Origin of the sequence: Archangium sp., assembly GCF_045802675.1 — a bacterium.
Classification (GTDB): Bacteria; Myxococcota; Myxococcia; order Myxococcales; family Myxococcaceae; genus Archangium.
In genome coordinates this window covers 65530-82110 of sequence record NZ_JBJMQO010000027.1, presented here as the reverse complement: position 1 = coordinate 82110, position 16581 = coordinate 65530, and the positions used below count along the sequence as shown (strand labels likewise).

Below are 16581 nucleotides of genomic sequence, written 5' to 3'. Positions count from 1 at the left end.
GCCCGCCCCCGCCGCGCCGGCTCCCGCGGTGTCCGCCGCCGCCGTCGCGGCCCTGGCCGCCCAGCTCCCCTCCGCTCCCACCGGCGAGCTCGCCAGCGCCGAGGCGGCCACGGACTACCTGCGCAACATCGGCTCCTCCCTGGTGAGTGCCTCCGGGGTGCTGCGCCGGGCCAGCCCGGCCGACCCGCTCGCCTACCGGCTGCTGCGCACCGGCTTGTGGCTGCACATCTCACAGCCGCCGCCTCACGGCGCCAATGGCAGAAGCTCCCTCCCGCCGCTGCCCGCCACGCTTCGCACCAAGCTGGAAACCCTCACAGCCAATTCCCGATGGCTGGAATTAATTGACGAGGCTGAATCCGCCCTGGTGCAGTATCGCTTTGCGCTGGACTTGCAACGTTTCAGTGCCCATGCCCTGGCATCGCTTGGCCCCACCCATGCACCCGCGCGTGAGGCATTGCTGTGGGAGCTGGGCCACCTGCTCAAACGCATGCCCGCGGTGGTGGAGCTGGTGGCGTCGGATGGCTCGGCCATGGCGGACAAGGCCACCCAGGAATGGCTGAAGCGCGAGGTGCTCGCCAGGCCCGCCGCCGCGGCACGGCCCGTCGTCGCGGCGCCTCTTTCCCGCGAGCTCGAGGCTCCCGCCGGCAGTGATTCCCCCGAGGGAGAAACCCTCGAGCAGCTCCAGGCCCGGCTCGCCGCGGCCCCCACCGCTCGCGCGCGCTTCGTCGCGCGGCTGCACCTGGCGCGCCTGTGCGCCCAGGCCGGACAACTCACCATGGCCCGTGCGCTCTACGAGGTGCTCGATGCGGAGTGCACGGCTCAATCTCTCGATTCTTGGGAGCCCGCGCTCGCCGCCGCGTGCCTCGAGGGATTCCTCACTTGTGTTATCGCCGTCAAAGAGTCACACGACGGTCTGGTAGGAGATTTCTGGATCCGTTATCGTCGCCTGGCTCAGCTCGACCCCGCTGCCGCCCTGCGCGTTCAACCCTGACACCGGGCAGCAAGCCTCCACGGACACGCTTCACCCGGCGACGAGCCCCCGTACCCACCGCTTCACCCGAGAGGAGAGAGCAGCAGATGAGCAAAGAAAGTTCTGTCGCCCCTACCGAGCGCGTCAACATCGTCTACAAGCCCGCCACGGGCAACATGCAGGAGCAGGTCGAGCTGCCCCTGAAGATGTTGATGATGGGTGACTTCACCGGCCGGCAGGATGACCGTCCGCTGGAGGATCGCGCCCCCATCAACGTGGACAAGATGAACTTCACCGAGGTGATGTCGCAGCAGAACCTCAAGGTGAGCATCTCCGTGGACGACAAGCTGTCCGGCGAGCAGGGCGTGAGCCTGCCGGTGTCCCTGGAGTTCAAGAGCCTGGCGGACTTCGCCCCCGAGAGCATCGTCAACCAGGTGCCCGAGCTGCGGAAGCTCCTGGAGCTGCGCGGCGCGCTCAACGCCCTCAAGGGCCCCCTGGGCAACGTGCCGGCCTTCCGCAAGAAGCTCCAGGCCATGCTCTCCGACGACGAGGGCCGCAAGCGCCTCATCGACGAGCTCGGCCTCAAGAGCGATGCCAACGGTGATTCCAAGAAGTAGTCCAGCCGCCAGAGTGTGAGCCATGAGCACCCAGACCCAGACCCAGAATGCCGCGGGCGCGGCGGCCGTTTCGCCCTCCCTGCTCGATGAGATCCTCTCCGAGGCGAAGATCAAGCCCAAGGACGAGGGCTATGACGTCGCCCGCCGGGGAGTGGAGGCCTTCATCACCGAGATGCTGGCCCCCAACCGCTCCGAGGAGCGCGTGGACAAGGCGCTCGTCGACGCGATGATCGCCGAGGTGGACCGGCGCCTCACCGCCCAGGTCAACGAGATCATGCACCACCAGGAGGTCCAGAAGCTGGAGTCCTCGTGGCGCTCGCTCAAGTTCCTCGTGGACCGCGTGGACTTCCGCGAGAACATCCGCGTGGAGATGCTCAACGTCTCCAAGGAGGACCTGCTCAAGGACTTCGAGGACTCCCCCGAGGTGGTCAAGAGCGGCCTGTACCGGCTGGTGTACTCCAACGAGTACGGCGTGTTCGGTGGCAAGCCCTACGGCCTGCTGCTGGGCAACTACGACTTCGGCCCCGGCCCCCAGGACATCGATCTGCTGCGCAAGTGCGCGTCCGTGGCCGCCATGGCCCACGCGCCCTTCATCGCCAACGCCAGCCCGGAGATGTTCGGCGAGCAGAACTTCCTCAACCTGCCCAACCTCAAGGACCTGAAGAGCCTGTTCGAGGGCCCGCAGTACGCCCGGTGGCACTCGTTCCGCGAGAGCGAGGACGCGCGCTACGTGGGCCTGTGCATGCCGCGCTTCCTGCTGCGGCTGCCCTACGGTGAGAAGTCCATCCCCGTGAAGGCCTTCAACTTCAACGAGGAGGTGGTGGGCCACCACGACCGCTACCTCTGGGGCCACGCCTCCACGGCGTTCGCCACCCGCGTGGCGGACTCGTTCGCCAAGTTCCGCTGGAGCCCGAACATCATCGGCCCGCAGTCCGGGGGCGCGGTGGAGATGCTGCCGCTGCACCAGTACGAGGCCATGGGGGAAATCCAGACCAAGATTCCCACCGAGGTGATGCTCACCGAGCGGCGCGAGTACGAGCTGAGCGAGGAGGGCTTCATCGGCCTGGTGTTCCGCAAGGACGCGGACAACGCGGCGTTCTTCTCGGCCAACTCGGCCCAGAAGGGCAAGTTCTTCGGCAGCACGCCGGAGGGCAAGGCGGCGGAGACCAACTACCGCCTGGGCACGCAGCTGCCCTACATGTTCATCATGACCCGCCTGGCGCACTACGTGAAGGTGCTCCAGCGCGAGCAGATCGGCAGCTGGAAGGAGCGCTCGGACCTGGAGCGCGAGCTCAACCAGTGGCTGAGCCAGTACATCGCCGACATGGACGACCCGGCGCCCGCCGTGCGCTCGCGCCGCCCGCTGCGCGCCGCCCGCGTGACGGTGGAGGACGTGGAGGGTCAGCCCGGTTGGTATCGTTGCAGCCTGCAGGTGCGCCCGCACTTCAAGTACATGGGCGCCTCCTTCACCCTGTCGTTGGTGGGCAAGCTGGACAAGGAGTGAGCCCGTCGCACCCGTGACGCGTGGTTTCGCTGATTGCGGGCTCCATCAACGCCGGGCCCCCGACGAGGGGCCCGGTCTTCCGCGCCGTATGCGGCGCACACACCGAGGTGGCTTATGGCTGAGACAGTACACCTGTACCTGAAGGCGAACGGCACGGACATCAAGGGCGACAGCACCCAGACGAGCCTGGGCCGTGAGGGCTCCATCGAGTGCGTGTCCTTCGAGCACGAGGTCATCACCGCGCGCGAGTCCGGCTCGGGCCTCGCGACGGGCCGCCGTCAGTACCCGCCGATGACGATCGTGAAGCGCATCGACAAGTCCTCGCCGCTGCTCATGAAGGCGCTGTGCGAGAATCAGGTCATCGAGGCGCAGTTCAAGTTCTTCCGCCCCAACCCGACCGGCGATGGCACCACCGAGCAGTTCTACACCATCGCCATCAAGAAGGGCCGCATCAACAGCATCAAGCAGAACGTGCCGGACAGCTTCGTGCCGGCCAGCACCAACCTGCCCGCCATGGAGACGGTCACCTTCGTGTTCCACACGATCGACTGGACCATCACCAACGGCGGCGTGACGCACACCGACACCTGGGATACCCAGCGCTAGTCCGTTCCGCTCGCGGAGCGCCCGTGTGAAGCGCGGGCGCTCCGGAGCAACGCCCGCACGCCATGGCCGAGAGAGGACTCCTGACACGTCTGGCCTCCAGCAGCCACGGCGCGCTCGCGCCCCGGGGCAACGCGGTGGCCGCCATCGCCGAGCACCTGCGGGTCATGCTCAACACCCGCAAGGGTGAAGCGGCCGCGGCCCCCGGCTTCGGCATCATGGATTTCAACGACATCATCCACCTGTTCCCGGCGGCCATCCCGAGGATGCAGCAGTCCATCCGCACGGCCATCCAGGAGTTCGAGCCGCGGCTGAAGAACGTGGTCGTCCAACACGTCCCCGACGAGCAGGACCCGACGGCCCTGCGCTTCGAAATCGTCGCGCAGCTCAACCTCAAGGACGCGCGCGGCACCGTCCGCTTCCACACCCAGCTCAAGCCCGGCGGCCGGGTGGACCTCTGGTGAAAGGGCGAGGATGTTCAGCAAGTACTACCTGAGCGAGCTCAGCTACCTCCGGGAGATGGGCCGGGCCTTCGGGCTGGCCAACCCCAGCGTCGCCGGCCTGCTGGTCGAGCGAGGCGCGGACCCGGACGTGGAGCGGCTGCTGGAGGGCTTCGCCTTCCTCACCGCGCGCATCCGCGAGCGCGTGGAGGACGACGTCCCGGAGATGGTGCAGGGGCTCACCGAGCTGCTGCTGCCCCACTACCTGCGCCCGGTGCCGGCGTGCTCCATCGTGGAGTTCTCGCCGCAGATGCGCGCCCTGCGCGGCCGCTCGCGCATCGCCGCGGGCGCCGAGGTGGCCTCCACACCCCTGGACGGCACCAGCTGCGTCTTCCGCACCACGCACGACGTGGACCTGCTGCCGCTCAGCGTGCAGGACGCCGTGCTGGACCGCTCGAGCGTGTCCTCGCCGGTGCTGCGCCTCTTCTTCCAGACGACGGAGCAGGGCCGCGAGGAGCTGGGCAAGCCCCACGGCCTGCGCCTCTTCATCCACGGGGAGATGTCCGCCAGCGCCCTCATCCTGCTGTGGCTGCTGCGCTACTGCCGCATGGTGCGCGTGCGCGGCACCACCAGCGGCCAGGAGGTGGTGCTCGACCCGAAGAAGAGCATCCGCCCGGTGGGCTTCGCGCGCGACTTCCGCCTGCTGCCCTGGCCCCGCGCCTTCGACGGCTACCGGCTGCTCCAGGAGTACTTCACCCTGCCGGAGAAGTTCCTCTTCTTCGAGGTGCACGGCCTGGAAACGGCCACGGCCGCGCTGGAGGAGCGCTTCGAGATCTCCTTCCACCTGGAGCGCCCGCCGCCCCTGGACGCGCGGATTACGCGGGAGATGTTCCGCCTGCACTGCGCCCCGGTCATCAACCTCTTCCGCGCCCCGGCCAATCCCCTCTTCCACCACGCCCTGGGCCGCGAGCACCTGGTGCGCGCCTCGGAGCTGCAGCCCCAGCACGCGGAGGTGTACTCCGTGGACTCGGTGACGGGGCTGACGGCCGGACGCAGCGATCGCCGCACCTACAAGCCCTTCCACGAGTTCGAGCACACCCAGGGCGAGGGCGCCGAGCCGGCCTTCTACCGCCTGCGGCGCATCCACTCGCCCGTGGACGACGGCATCGACACGTACCTCACCCTGGAGACGCCGCGCGACGTGGCGCCCACGCTCGGGGCCGAGGAGGTGCTGTCCATCGACCTCACCTGCACCAACCGCTCGCTGCCCGCGCGGCTCCAGGTGGGCGACATCACCCAGTCCACCCCGGCCTCGCCCACCAACGCCAAATTCAAGAACATCACCCCGGTGAGCCGTCCGGCCCGCGCGCCCCTGGGCACGGAGCTGCACTGGCGGCTGCTCTCGCACCTGGCCATCAACCAGCACTCCATCGCGGACTCCGCGGCGCTGCGGCGCCTGCTGGACCTGTACAACTTCCAGGCGCTCGCGGACAACCTCGCCGCCCGCGCCAGCCGCCTGCGCATCAACGCCATCCGCAACGTGGAGACCAAGACCCTCACGCGCTTCCTCGAGGGCACTCCCATCCGCGGCAACCAGACGCTGGTGGAGCTGGACGAGACGAACTTCATGGGCGTGGGGGATGCCTTCCTCTTCGGCTGCATCCTGGATGAGCTGCTCGCCTCCCACGTCACCCTCAACTCCTTCAACGAGCTGGCCATCCGGCTCCAGCCCTCGCAGACCGAGTTCGCATGGCTCCCGAGGAACGGCATCCTGAAGCTCTTGTAGAGGTCTCGCGCCGGCTCGCCGGCCTGGCCCCGCACCTGGGCTTCTTCCAGCTCGTGGCCTATCTCGAGCGGCTGACGGCCGAGGCGGCTCGCGTGGGCAGCGTCGGCCCCGTCAACGAGGAGATGATCCGCTTCCGGCACGACCCTTCGCTGGGCTTCTCCTCGGGAGACGTCAGCGAGGTGACGCTGCGCCGGGTGCCCGTGCGCGTCGAGGAGCCCCACGAGCGGCGGCCCCTCTTCGAAGTGGTGACGCACTTCCTCGGCCTCACCGGCGGGGTGAGCCCGCTGCCGATGTACATCGCCGAGGAGGTGGCCCAGGAGGACCCGGACCAGGCCGTGCGCCGGGAGTTCCTGGACCTCTTCCACCACCGGCTGCTGTCGCTTCTCTACCGCATCGAGTCCAAGTACCGCGTCACCAGCGAGTCCAACTCGCAGAACACCGACCAGTGGTCGCGCCGGCTGCTGGCGCTCGCGGGCTTCGACACCTACGAGGACCACCGCGCCACCAGGCTGCCCCTGCGGCGGCTGCTGCGCATCGTCCCGCTGCTGGACTCGCGCGCCCGCACCGCCGACAAGCTGGAGGCCGCCCTGGAGGACGTGCTCGGCGACGAGCTGCAGGGCGCCCGTGTGCGGGTGGAGCAGTTCGTGGGCCGCTGGGTGGACATCGACGCCCGGCTGCAGCTGGGCCGCAACAACCACATCCTCGGCAAGAACACCGTGCTGGGCGGCAAGGCCTATGATCGGATGGGGAAGATAAGAATCCACATCGAGCCGCTGCCCACCACCCTGTACCGGCGGATGCTCCCCGGGGGAGATCTGCTCATCCAGGCGCGCGAGGTGGTGAAGCTGTTCCTGAAGGATCCCCTGGAGTACGACTTCGAGCTGGGCCTGACGGAAGGCGTCACCCAGACGTTCAACCTGTCGAGCACGCAGTCGGCGCAGTTGGGGCGGGACACCTGGTTGGGGAAGGGAAAACAGGTGCGCCTCACCATTCCGGTCGTCTGAAGCGCGAACTGAAACCTTTTCCGCTGTCCCCTCTTGGAGGGTGCCGCCATGCGAGTCGAACCCAAAGCCCTCGTCCGCCGCCTCACGCCCACGGCCACCCGCTCGTTGGAGGCCGCCGTCGCGCGCGCCAGCGGTGGGCGCTTCTACGAAATCGTGCCCGAGCACATGCTCGCCCAGATGCTCGAGGCGGAGGACTCGGACGTCGCCCGGCTGCTGCAGCACTTCCAGGTGGAGCGGCTCCGGCTGGCCGCCAGCATGGAGCGCGCCATCCAGGGCCTGCGCGCCGGGAACGCCGGCCGGCCCGTCTTCTCCGAGTCGCTCTTCCAGTGGTTCGAGGACGCCTGGTTGATGGCCTCCGTGGAGCAGGGCGCCACCCGCCTGCGCTCCGGGGCGCTCTTCGCCCAGTTCGTCACCCGCCGCAACCGCTACACCGCCGAGCTCTTCCCCGAGCTGGACAGCATCTCGCGCGACGAGCTGATGGCCGCGCTGGACGCCGTGCTGCGGCCCTCGCCGGAGACGGTGGAGGTGGGCCCCGAGTCCGTCGCCGGTGGGGCCTCGCCCGCGGCGTCCGGCCAGGGCGCGGCCGGCGGTGAGGCGCTCCAGCGCTTCGCCACGTCCTTCACCGGCCGCGTGCGCCAGGGGAAGATCGATCCCATCTTCGGCCGCCACCGGGAAATCCGGCAGATGGTGGACATCCTCTCGCGGCGCCGGAAGAACAACCCCATCCTCGTGGGCGAGCCGGGCGTGGGCAAGACGGCCCTCGTGGAAGGCCTGGCCTGGGCCATCGTGAAGGGCGAGGTGCCCGACGCGCTGAAGAACGTGGAGCTGATGGGCCTGGACCTGGGCCTGCTTCAGGCGGGCGCGGGCGTGCGCGGCGAGTTCGAGAACCGCCTCAAGTCCGTCATCAACGAGGTGAAGGCGTCGCCCACGCCCATCATCCTCTTCATCGACGAGGCCCATACGCTCATCGGCGCGGGTGGCGCGGCGGGCGGCAGTGACGGGGCCAACCTGCTCAAGCCGGCGCTCGCGCGCGGCGAGCTGCGCACCATCGCCGCCACCACCTGGGGCGAGTACAAGAAGTACTTCGAGAAGGACGCGGCGCTCGAGCGGCGCTTCCAGCCCGTCAAGGTGGACGAGCCGGGCGTGGAGGAGGCCGAGCTGATGATGCGCGGCCTGCGCCCCACCTACGAGGCCTCCCACGGCGTCACCATCCGCGACGAGGCCATCTCCGCGGCGGTGAAGCTCTCCAGCCGGTACATCTCCGGCCGCCAGCTGCCCGACAAGGCCGTGGACCTCATCGACACCGCCGCCGCGCGCGTGAAGATCGAGCTGTCCACCAAGCCCGATGAGCTGGTGGCGCTCGAGCAGGAGATTTCGGCCCTGGAGCGCGAGCGCGACGCGCGCCAGCGGGACATCGCCGAGGGACACCCGGGTGATGCCTCGGTGGTGGAGGAGCTGGGCGGGAAGCTCGCCGCCGTGCGCGACAACCTCGCCTCGCTGCAAGGGCGGTGGGAGACGGAGCGCGCCGCGGTGACCGCGCTGATGGAGGCGCGCAAGGCGCTGCGCTCCGCTCCGGCCGACGCGGACAAGGCCCCCCTGAAGGCCAGGGTGGATGAGGCCTCGGCGAAGCTGGCGCAGGTGCGCGGCGAGGAGCCGCTGGTGCACGCGGACGTGGACGCGGACATCGTGGCGCGCGTGGTGGCCAGCTGGACGGGCATCCCCGTGGGCAAGATGCGAAGCGATCTGCTCACCGCGGTGCTGAGCCTCGAGCAGCGCCTCACCGAGCGCGTGCGCGGCCAGGAGGCGGCCCTGCGCAAGGTGGCGGAGATCATCCGCATCTCCCAGGCGGGCATCCGCAACCCGGACACACCCATTGGCGTGCTGCTCTTCGTGGGCCCCAGCGGCGTGGGCAAGACGGAGACGGCACTGGCGCTGGCCGACGTGCTCTACGGCGGCGAGCGCTTCATGACGACGTTCAACATGAGCGAGTTCCAGGAGAAGCACACCGTGAGCCGCCTCATCGGCTCGCCGCCCGGCTATGTGGGCTACGGCGAGGGCGGTCTGCTCACGGAGGCCGTGCGCCAGCGGCCCTACTCCGTCGTGCTCCTGGACGAGTGCGAGAAGGCCGACCTGGAGGTGATGAACCTCTTCTACCAGGTGTTCGACAAGGGCGTGCTCAACGACAGCGAGGGCCGCGCCGTCGACTTCCGCAACACCGTCGTCATCCTCACCAGCAACCTCGGCTCGGACGTTCTCATGAAGATGCACGAGACGGGCGCCACGCCCACCGCCGAGGAGATGATCGCCAAGGTGCGCCCCGCCCTCAGCAAACACTTCAAGCCGGCGCTGCTCGCGCGAATGACGATCGTCCCCTACGCCCCCGTGGGCTCGGACATCATGCGGGAGATCGTCGCCATGAAGCTCTCCAAGCTGGTGGGACGCCTGCGCGCGGCCCACGGCGTGGAGACGACGCTCGCCCCCGAGCTGCTCGACGAGCTCGCCCGCCGCTGCACCGAGGCCGAGACCGGCGCGCGCAACGTGGAGCACATCCTCCAGGGCTCGCTCATGCCCGCCATCTCGCGCGAGCTGCTGGAACGCATGGCCGCTGGCTCGGTTCCCCGCCAGCTGAGCATCTCGCTCGACCCCGAGGGGGGTTGGGACATCCGGTTCGCTGAGGCATAGGTACTGGCCCCCTGGGAGGCCCCCCGAGGAAATGATGAAACGACGACTCCTGGTCGCAGCCCTGGCTCTCACCACCCCGCTCGTGGGCTGCGCCACTGTTCCGAAACCCAAGCTGTGCGAGGCCGTGGTCGGCGCCCACGAGGCCTCCTACCCCACCCCCGACACGTGGTTCAGCCTGCTGCTGCATGGCTTCGACCCCAAGCACGGCGCCGCGCCCCGTCCCCCGGTGGACTGCTCGGGCGCGCCCGTGGCGTGGGAGGAGCCCTCGGCGGACGAGTGCCGCGAGGCCGGCCCCCAGCCCAAGCCGCTCCCGCCCAAGGAGCGCCTGGACGAGACGGACCTCATCCTGGAGACCACCCAGGCCAATGAGCGGCTGGTGTGGGCCATCACCCGGCGCTTCGACAATGGCGAGGGACTCGGCCCCGTGGCCCTGGTGGAGCGCACCAAGCTGGGCTTCGTCATCCGGGGCCTGGGCTCGTTGCGCGGCATGACGGACAACGTGAAGCTGCGCATGGAGCACGTGGGCTCCACGGACGTGCTCGTGGCCGAGGGTGATGCGTGCACGCAGGAGGAGCCCCGGGTGTGCCGCCGCGCCGCCCGCATCCTCCCGCTGCGCAGCGGCCGCTTCTTCTCCGAGGCCGTGTCCGACTCCGAGCGCGCCTGCCTGGGCGCCGGCTGGTTCCCGCTCGCCCGCGAGCAGATCTTCGAGCTGCCCAGCGGCCTGCGCCGCAAGTTCGAGCTGACGGCCACGCTCGTCTTCAACCCGGACGCCATCGTCGTCCAGGAGCAGGTGTCGGTGAGCGACTCGGATCCAAAGCAGCCCGCCATCCCCGAGCGCCTCTACCGCCGCGCCCAGAACGAGCGGAAGCTCACCGTGGAGGACAACGTGCTCGTGGGCACCACGCCCTCGCTGTGGGCCCGCATGGTGGAGCTGCAGGTGGCCGCGGGTGCGAAACCCGTGGCCGACCAGCCCCTCGTCGCGGCCCCGGCGCCCAAGGAGACCCCGAAGGAGGCTCCCAGGGCGACCGTGAAGAACATCCCCTGACCCGGGGTGCCGCGGGCTCTACAGGCCCGCGGCCAGTCCCTTGCGCAACGCCTGCGCGGGCGGCACGGGAGCCGCCGGATCCACCGAGACCCGGCCCGTGTCGCCCTCGAGCGCCGCCACCGTGTTGCGGCCCCTGGCGAACGTCACCCGGGCAATGCGCTTGAGGTTGTCCCGCCCGTTGGGCTCCTTGCCGATGAGGCGCAGCGCGTACGCCACCGCGTTCATCGCGTCCTCCAGCGCGCGCCGCCCCGGCTCCGTGTCCAGCTCCACCCAGTCCACCTCGAAGCTCAGCGGCTTTCCGCCCAGCTTCTGCTCGCCCGGCCAGAACTGCTCGGTGAGGCCATGGGCCAGCCGGTCCGCGTGCCGCAGCAGATCCTCCCGGTTGAGCGCCGGCCGCAGCAGGAAGGGCACCTGGTGGAGCACCGCCGGGGACTCGACCGTCACCGCGATGATCGAGGAGAACTCCACGTACGTCACCGACTCGCTGCGCGACAGCAGCCCCTCCCTGGCCGACGCCAGGAGGATGGCCTCGCGCGGGAGGTAGTCCAGCAACACGCCCGACAGCCTCACCCCCTGCGCCAGATGCAGGGTGAGGTTGAAGCTGGGGACGTCCTCCCCCGCCCGGCCGCGCGCTACCTGGGCGGCGAGCGCATCCAGCACCTTCTCCACACGACGTGCGACGAGCCTCTGCACCCCTTCCATCGCGCTGCCCCTCCTCTTGTCAGCGCCCGCCACGGCGGCGGGCCTCGGCATCCATCACACGCTTCTCCACCTTCACCCGGGCGAAGTTGGAGAACAACCCGTCCGGCTGCAGCCCCGACAGTGCGCGCATCTGCTGCCGGAGGTCTTCCAGGTTCTTGTCCGCCCGGGCCCGCCGCTCGGTGAGCTCCGCGTTCGAGGCGAAGCGGACGGACAGCAGCGTGTCCACGTCGATACGGCCGTCCAGCTCGCGCTCCTGCAGCTCGAGCGAGATGGGGCTCGGCGTGGGCGACTCCAGCACCCGCGCCACCACCGCGCGCAGCTCCCGCCCCACCGCGAGCAGGGTGCTCGCATCCGGCGCCGCCTCCAGCCGCTCCATGCCCGCGGCCAGCTCCGCCACCAGGGGCGTCGTCGCCTGCCGGCCCGGCGGGGACAACAGCTGCGTCACGTAGGCGTCCAGCCCGTCTCCACCCGACTGCTCCACCACCTGGCGCAGCAGGGGGAGCCAGTCCGCCTTGAGCTGCCCGCGCGCCACCCCCACCGCCTCCTTGGACTGCGTGGCCTTCTGGAGCGCCTCGTCCAGGCCCTTGAGGACCGCCGCGGCCGGCAGCACGCCCCGAGGCGCCGCGGAGCGATCGTGCCAGCGGCTCTGGCGTACCTCGGGGGCCACGCCCGTGAAGGCCGGGCTGCCCGGGCTCGTCGTCTCACCACTCAGGGACGGCCTCGAGGAGCTCGCGCCCGATTTGGGAAAGGCCGGACGCCCCGGGTTGGTGGGCACCTCCTCGAAGTCGTCACCCCCGCGACCGCGCGCGGGCGGGCGGGGCAGCACCAGCTTCCGCGGCTCGATCACCGTGGGCTCATCATCAGCCCCCAGCGGCACACCCCGGGTGGGACCCTTTGGTTTCTGCGGCGGTGGCGGCATGGAGCTCCTGCCGGCATGTTGCTACGGCGAGGCCCGGCAAGGAAAGCCGCCCGGAGTAGGATGAGCCCGTGCCGCGAGCCCCCACCGCGCCGCCCGTCCTCGATGAGGAGGCGCTCGTCCACCAGTTCCCCGGACTCGACCGGCGCGCGATGGGTGCCTTCTACACCCCCGCCCCGCTCGTGGAGCGCACGCTGGCTCTCGCCCTCTCGCACGCCGGGGACGGGCCCCTCGCCTTCGTGGACCCCGCTTGTGGCGCCGGTGCCTTCCTCTCCGCCGCCGCCCGCGCCCGCCCCGAGGCACACCTCGCCGGATTGGAGCTCTCCCCTGAAGTGGCGCTCGCCTGCCAGGCCCGCGTGCCCGGCGCCGACGTCCGCGTGGGAGATGCCCTGCGCGGCGGGCTCGAGCCCCTGCTCGCGAGTCTCCCCCCGGATCGCCGCGAGGTGTGGATTGGAAATCCCCCCTACAACGGCACCTCCTCGCTCCTGAAGGACCGCGAGGCCTATGCCCGGCTGCGCGCGCTGCTGCCCCTCGCGCTTCCTCCCGGCACCAGCCTCCGCGATGACTTCGCCTTCTTCCTCCTGCTCGCCGCCCACCGGCTCTCCTCGCGCCCCGGCGTGCTCGCCTTCATCACGCCCACGAGTCTGATTGACGCGTTTCTGTATGCGCCTCTTCGCGACGCGCTGCTGCGCATGCTGTCGCTGCGTGAGGTCGTGGACCTCGGACCGGGTGCCTTCGCGGGTACGCAGGTGAGGACGTGCATCACCGTGTGGACCTCTCCTCCGGAGCCGCGGGCTCAACCCGTGTTCTCCCGCTCCCCTCACCCCGTCCCTCTCCCGGAGGGCGAGGGGAGGTTGACTCCGTTCTCCCCCGAGGCCCCCGAGTGGCGTCTCGCGCCCACTCCTCCCGAGGCCGCCGCGCTCGATGCCCGCTGGCGCTCCGAGGGGGAGCCACTCGATACGCTCCTTCCCGTCAGTCTTCCGGGTGTGAAGACCCGCTTCGATGAGCTGCTCGTGGACTCGGATCCGCGCCGGCTCCTCGAGCGGCTCGAGCACTTCGCTCGTACACCTCTGGAATCACTCGAAGCGTTCGCCCTCGAGCACTCCATTCCCGAGTCCCTGCTGCCGAAGCTGCGCGCCTTGAAGGACGGTCCGCCCTTCACCGTGGATCCCGCCTGCGTGCGCCCCTTCTTCCGCTACGCCGGGGCGCGCCACCGCGGCACCCTCCCCCCCGAGGCCCGCGCCTTCTGCTACCTCGACCGGCGCCTCATCCCCCGCGGCGACCACCGCCTGCGCGGCCCGTGGGACCCGCATCGCGGCGCCGTGAAGCTCCTCTTCAACGTGCGCGAGCTGCCCCTCTCCGCCGCGCTCCTCGAGGAAGAGGGCTGCGTGCACGACCACCGGCACGCCCGCTTCGCGCCCCTGCTCGTCCCCCAGCGCGTGCGTGACGAGGGCCTCGACCTCACCCGCGTCATCTCCTCCGAGGCCGGGCTCGGCCCGCTCGTCCCCAACCTCTCCCCCCGAGGGCTGGCCTGGGCGGAACGGCTCGGCGGCCCGCTCGCCGCCTACCAGGCACTCGTGCGCTTCCTCAACGGTCCTGACGTGCAGCAGCGCTGGGCCCCCATCTATGGCGCCTCTCGTGTTGTGTCCGTACCCCTGGCTGCTCTCCAGCCTTGAGGAATGTGCCCGGCGCATTAGTGTCCACCTTCACTCTCGTTCCGAAAGTCCGGAATCGGGAATTCCCGCAGAGAAGGAGACACGTACATGAAGACCCGTGCGCTGCTGACCGCCGCCGTCCTCTGCCTCGCTGGCCCTGCCCTCGCCCAGGGCAAGTCCCCCGCCGCCAAGGAGAAGGCCGCCACCAAGAAGGACGAGACCGCCGCCAAGAAGGACGAGAAGACCGCCGAGATGGCCAACGCGGCGGGTGGCGCCACCGCCACCGCCAATGTGATGGACGCGAAGGGCGCCTCCCTCGGGCAGGTGACGCTCACCGAGACGCCGCACGGAATCCTCGTGAAGGGCTCGCTCGCCAACCTCCCGCCGGGCGAGCACGCCATCCACATCCACGAGACCGGCAAGTGCGAGGCCCCCTTCAAGACCGCCGGGGGCCACCTCAACCCGGACAAGAAGAAGCACGGCATCCTCGCCTCCGAGGGCCAGCACGAGGGCGACCTGCCCAACCTCTACGTGGGCGCCGACGGCAAGGCGCAGTTCGACTTCTTCGCCCACGGCCTGAAGCTGAAGGACCTGCAGGACGCGGATGGCGCGGCCGTCGTCGTCCACGCCACCGCGGACGACTACAAGACCGATCCCGCTGGCAACGCGGGTGATCGCATCGCCTGCGGCCTCGTGCAGGCGCAGAAGTAGCTTCACGCGCGGAACGGGGCCGGACTCGGGGTGAAACACCTCGGCCCGGCCCTGCTCCGGGTCAGGGGGAGAGGCGCGAGAACCACGCGGGGCGGGCTAAGCTGCACCGCGCCATGAACGACCCGGCCCCTTCCTCCCTCCCCGTGGCGGAGGAGCAACCCGCCCCCATCGCCGCCGCCGCACCGCCCGAGGAGCTCGAGTACCAGCGGGCCCGGGAGGCCTTCCTCGCCCCGGAGCGCCCCGGCAATGGAGGACTCCTCCTGGTGGGGACGCTCGCCCTGTTCGTGCTCTCGGCGAGCCGCGAGCACAACGTCCGCGGACTGATGGTGCTCGTCACGGTGCTGCTCTTCCACGAGCTGGGGCATTGGGCCGGAATGCGGCTCTTCGGCTTCCAGGACGTGAAGATGTTCTTCATCCCCTTCTTCGGCGCGGCCGTGTCCGGGCGCAACCGGGGAGCGGAGAGCTGGAAGGAGGCGCTGGTGCTCCTCCTGGGACCCGTGCCCGGCATCATATTGGGGTGCGTGGTGATGGGCTTCTCCATCGCCACGAAGTCCACGCTGCTCGGGGAGCTGGGGCTGATGCTCCTGGCCATCAACGGCTTCAACCTGCTGCCCATGGTGCCCCTGGATGGAGGGCGGCTCTTCCAGCTGCTCCTCTTCAGCCGGCATCGCTACCTGGAGCTCGCCTTCACCCTGCTCACCTCGCTGGCGCTGGTGGGCGTGGCGCTCGCGATGAACGCCTGGCTGCTGGCCGCCGTCGGGCTCTTCAACGTGATGGGACTGGGGCGCCAGGCCCGGCTGCTGCGGCAGGTGCACGCGCTGCGCTCGGCCCAACCGGAGATGTCCTCCGAGCCATCGCGGCTCGACGACGCGTCGACTCGGGCCCTGTACCACGGCGCGCTCGAGCTGGTGGGCACGAGCGGCGAGCACGAGGCCGAGGCCTACAAGGGACGGGCCCGGGCCATGCGCGAGCTCCACCAGCGCGTGCCCCAACGTCCGCCCTCGGCGCTGGCGAGCGTCGCGCTCTCTGGCCTGTGGCTCGCGGCGTTCGTGAGCCTGTTCATCGGATTGATGATGCTGGCGTGGGCGCCGAAGCTGGGACGCCCGGACTCCACGCCTGGCACCGTGAGCCAGCCCGAGACGCCGTGACGCTCACACGTCCCGGTAGCCACCGTCTATCAGCAGCTCCGAGGCCGTCATGAAGGCCGAGTCGTCGCTGGCGAGGAAGAGCGCGGCCCGGGCGATCTCCTCGGGCTGGCCCAGGCGCCCCAGCGGAGTGGTGGCCCTGAGCGCACTGTAGAAGCCCTCGATGACCTCGGGGGGCACGCCCATCTTCCCCTGGAACTCGGTGGGCACCATGCCCGGGCTCAGCGCGTTGACGCGGATGCCACGAGACCCCAGCTCGGAGGCCAGCGTGCGCGCCAGCGAGCGCACCGCGGCCTTGGTGGCGAAGTAGGTGGTGCTCGCGGGCGCGCCCTTCTCGTTCACCGCCGAGGAGTTGAGGATGATGCTGGAGCCCGGCTTCAGCAGCCCCACCAGCTTCTGCACCGTGAAGAAGAGCCCCTTCACGTTCGTGTCGAAGAGGTCGTCGAAGAACGCCTCGGTGACGTGCTCGAGCGGCATTATCCCGCCGATACCCGCGTTGGCGAACACCACGTCGACGTGCTCGAAGGCCTCCTTCGCCCGCCGGGCCAGCGCGTCGAGGTCCTCCAGCTTGCGCACGTCGGCGAGCACCGGGATGGCGGCCGCCCCGAGCTCCCGGGCCGCCGCCGCGAGCCGCTCCTCGTTCTTGCCGGTGATGATGACCCGCGCTCCTTCTTGAATGAAGGCCCGCGCGGTGGCGAAACCGAGGCCGGTGGAGCCGCCCGTGATGACGATCTTCTTGTGAGCCAGACGCTGCGTCGTGGACATGTCGTCCCCCTGTGCTGCTGGATGAAGGGCCTCGGG

15 protein-coding genes are annotated in these 16581 nt (G+C 70.0%); 12 read left to right on the top strand and 3 right to left on the bottom strand.

Going from position 1 to position 16581, the window contains the following annotated elements; genetic code table 11:
- The 9 genes from ACJ8AN_RS08500 to ACJ8AN_RS08460 form a co-directional block, all read left to right on the top strand.
- Positions 1 to 991: type VI secretion system domain-containing protein (locus tag ACJ8AN_RS08500; RefSeq protein WP_407754756.1), on the top strand; the 991-nt coding region annotated here is incomplete at its 5' end.
- An 86-nt stretch (positions 992 to 1077) separates the two neighbouring features.
- Positions 1078 to 1587 carry a type VI secretion system contractile sheath small subunit gene (gene tssB / locus ACJ8AN_RS08495; protein WP_407754755.1) on the top strand — a complete coding sequence of 170 codons (510 nt, stop codon included), beginning with the start codon at positions 1078 to 1080 and terminating at the stop codon, positions 1585 to 1587.
- A gap of 22 nt (positions 1588 to 1609) precedes the next feature.
- Positions 1610 to 3091 (top strand): type VI secretion system contractile sheath large subunit, encoded by a 1482-nt coding sequence (gene tssC, locus ACJ8AN_RS08490; protein ID WP_407754754.1) that lies wholly within the window; start codon positions 1610 to 1612, stop codon positions 3089 to 3091.
- 114 nt (positions 3092 to 3205) lie between these two features.
- A complete protein-coding gene (gene tssD / locus ACJ8AN_RS08485) occupies positions 3206 to 3697 on the top strand; it encodes a type VI secretion system tube protein TssD (RefSeq protein ID WP_407754753.1) in 492 nt (163 codons plus the stop codon).
- Positions 3698 to 3759: 62 nt separating this feature from the next.
- Positions 3760 to 4158 (top strand): type VI secretion system baseplate subunit TssE, encoded by a 399-nt coding sequence (gene tssE, locus ACJ8AN_RS08480; protein ID WP_407754752.1) that lies wholly within the window; start codon positions 3760 to 3762, stop codon positions 4156 to 4158.
- A gap of 10 nt (positions 4159 to 4168) precedes the next feature.
- Positions 4169 to 5920 (top strand): type VI secretion system baseplate subunit TssF, encoded by a 1752-nt coding sequence (tssF, locus tag ACJ8AN_RS08475; protein ID WP_407754751.1) that lies wholly within the window; start codon positions 4169 to 4171, stop codon positions 5918 to 5920.
- Complete coding sequence (gene tssG, locus ACJ8AN_RS08470; protein ID WP_407754750.1) at positions 5884 to 6924, top strand: type VI secretion system baseplate subunit TssG; 1041 nt, start codon at positions 5884 to 5886, stop codon at positions 6922 to 6924. Before tssF ends, tssG begins: the two co-directional genes overlap by 37 nt.
- A 48-nt stretch (positions 6925 to 6972) precedes the next feature.
- Positions 6973 to 9606, top strand: coding sequence for a type VI secretion system ATPase TssH (tssH, locus tag ACJ8AN_RS08465; protein WP_407754749.1), 2634 nt, complete (start codon positions 6973 to 6975; stop codon positions 9604 to 9606).
- Positions 9607 to 9640: 34 nt separating this feature from the next.
- Positions 9641 to 10651 carry a hypothetical protein gene (locus ACJ8AN_RS08460; RefSeq protein WP_407754748.1) on the top strand — a complete coding sequence of 337 codons (1011 nt, stop codon included), beginning with the start codon at positions 9641 to 9643 and terminating at the stop codon, positions 10649 to 10651.
- 18 nt (positions 10652 to 10669) lie between these two features.
- Here ACJ8AN_RS08460 and ACJ8AN_RS08455 read toward each other — a convergent pair whose 3' ends face one another.
- A complete protein-coding gene (locus ACJ8AN_RS08455; RefSeq protein WP_407754747.1) occupies positions 10670 to 11353 on the bottom strand; it encodes a hypothetical protein in 684 nt (227 codons plus the stop codon).
- 19 nt (positions 11354 to 11372) lie between these two features.
- Positions 11373 to 12200 (bottom strand): hypothetical protein, encoded by an 828-nt coding sequence (locus ACJ8AN_RS08450; protein ID WP_407754746.1) that lies wholly within the window; start codon positions 12198 to 12200, stop codon positions 11373 to 11375.
- Positions 12201 to 12340: 140 nt separating this feature from the next.
- On the opposite strand from ACJ8AN_RS08450, the gene ACJ8AN_RS08445 reads away from it, so the two are divergent.
- The 3 genes from ACJ8AN_RS08445 to ACJ8AN_RS08435 all read left to right on the top strand — a co-directional run bounded on the left by ACJ8AN_RS08445 (position 12341) and on the right by ACJ8AN_RS08435 (position 15783).
- Complete coding sequence (locus tag ACJ8AN_RS08445; protein ID WP_407754745.1) at positions 12341 to 13945, top strand: N-6 DNA methylase; 1605 nt, start codon at positions 12341 to 12343, stop codon at positions 13943 to 13945.
- 87 nt (positions 13946 to 14032) lie between these two features.
- Positions 14033 to 14635: a superoxide dismutase family protein gene (locus ACJ8AN_RS08440; RefSeq protein WP_407754744.1), complete on the top strand. Its 603-nt coding sequence runs from the start codon at positions 14033 to 14035 to the stop codon at positions 14633 to 14635.
- Between the two features lie 113 nt (positions 14636 to 14748).
- Entirely contained in the window at positions 14749 to 15783 is a 1035-nt protein-coding gene (locus tag ACJ8AN_RS08435) for a site-2 protease family protein (RefSeq protein WP_407754743.1), read from the top strand.
- A 3-nt stretch (positions 15784 to 15786) separates the two neighbouring features.
- Here ACJ8AN_RS08435 and ACJ8AN_RS08430 read toward each other — a convergent pair whose 3' ends face one another.
- Positions 15787 to 16545, bottom strand: coding sequence for an SDR family oxidoreductase (locus tag ACJ8AN_RS08430; protein WP_407754742.1), 759 nt, complete (start codon positions 16543 to 16545; stop codon positions 15787 to 15789).
- Between the last annotated feature and the right edge of the window lie 36 nt (positions 16546 to 16581).

Coding starts and splice junctions, on each gene's coding strand:
- tssD (WP_407754753.1), top strand. CDS start 3,206: ATGGCTGAGACAGTACACCTGTACCTGAAGGCGAACGGCACGGACATC.
- ACJ8AN_RS08430 (WP_407754742.1), bottom strand. CDS start 16,545: ATGTCCACGACGCAGCGTCTGGCTCACAAGAAGATCGTCATCACGGGC.
- ACJ8AN_RS08455 (WP_407754747.1), bottom strand. CDS start 11,353: ATGGAAGGGGTGCAGAGGCTCGTCGCACGTCGTGTGGAGAAGGTGCTG.
- tssB (WP_407754755.1), top strand. CDS start 1,078: ATGAGCAAAGAAAGTTCTGTCGCCCCTACCGAGCGCGTCAACATCGTC.
- tssG (WP_407754750.1), top strand. CDS start 5,884: ATGGCTCCCGAGGAACGGCATCCTGAAGCTCTTGTAGAGGTCTCGCGC.
- ACJ8AN_RS08440 (WP_407754744.1), top strand. CDS start 14,033: ATGAAGACCCGTGCGCTGCTGACCGCCGCCGTCCTCTGCCTCGCTGGC.
- tssC (WP_407754754.1), top strand. CDS start 1,610: ATGAGCACCCAGACCCAGACCCAGAATGCCGCGGGCGCGGCGGCCGTT.
- tssH (WP_407754749.1), top strand. CDS start 6,973: ATGCGAGTCGAACCCAAAGCCCTCGTCCGCCGCCTCACGCCCACGGCC.
- tssE (WP_407754752.1), top strand. CDS start 3,760: ATGGCCGAGAGAGGACTCCTGACACGTCTGGCCTCCAGCAGCCACGGC.
- tssF (WP_407754751.1), top strand. CDS start 4,169: ATGTTCAGCAAGTACTACCTGAGCGAGCTCAGCTACCTCCGGGAGATG.
- ACJ8AN_RS08435 (WP_407754743.1), top strand. CDS start 14,749: ATGAACGACCCGGCCCCTTCCTCCCTCCCCGTGGCGGAGGAGCAACCC.
- ACJ8AN_RS08460 (WP_407754748.1), top strand. CDS start 9,641: ATGAAACGACGACTCCTGGTCGCAGCCCTGGCTCTCACCACCCCGCTC.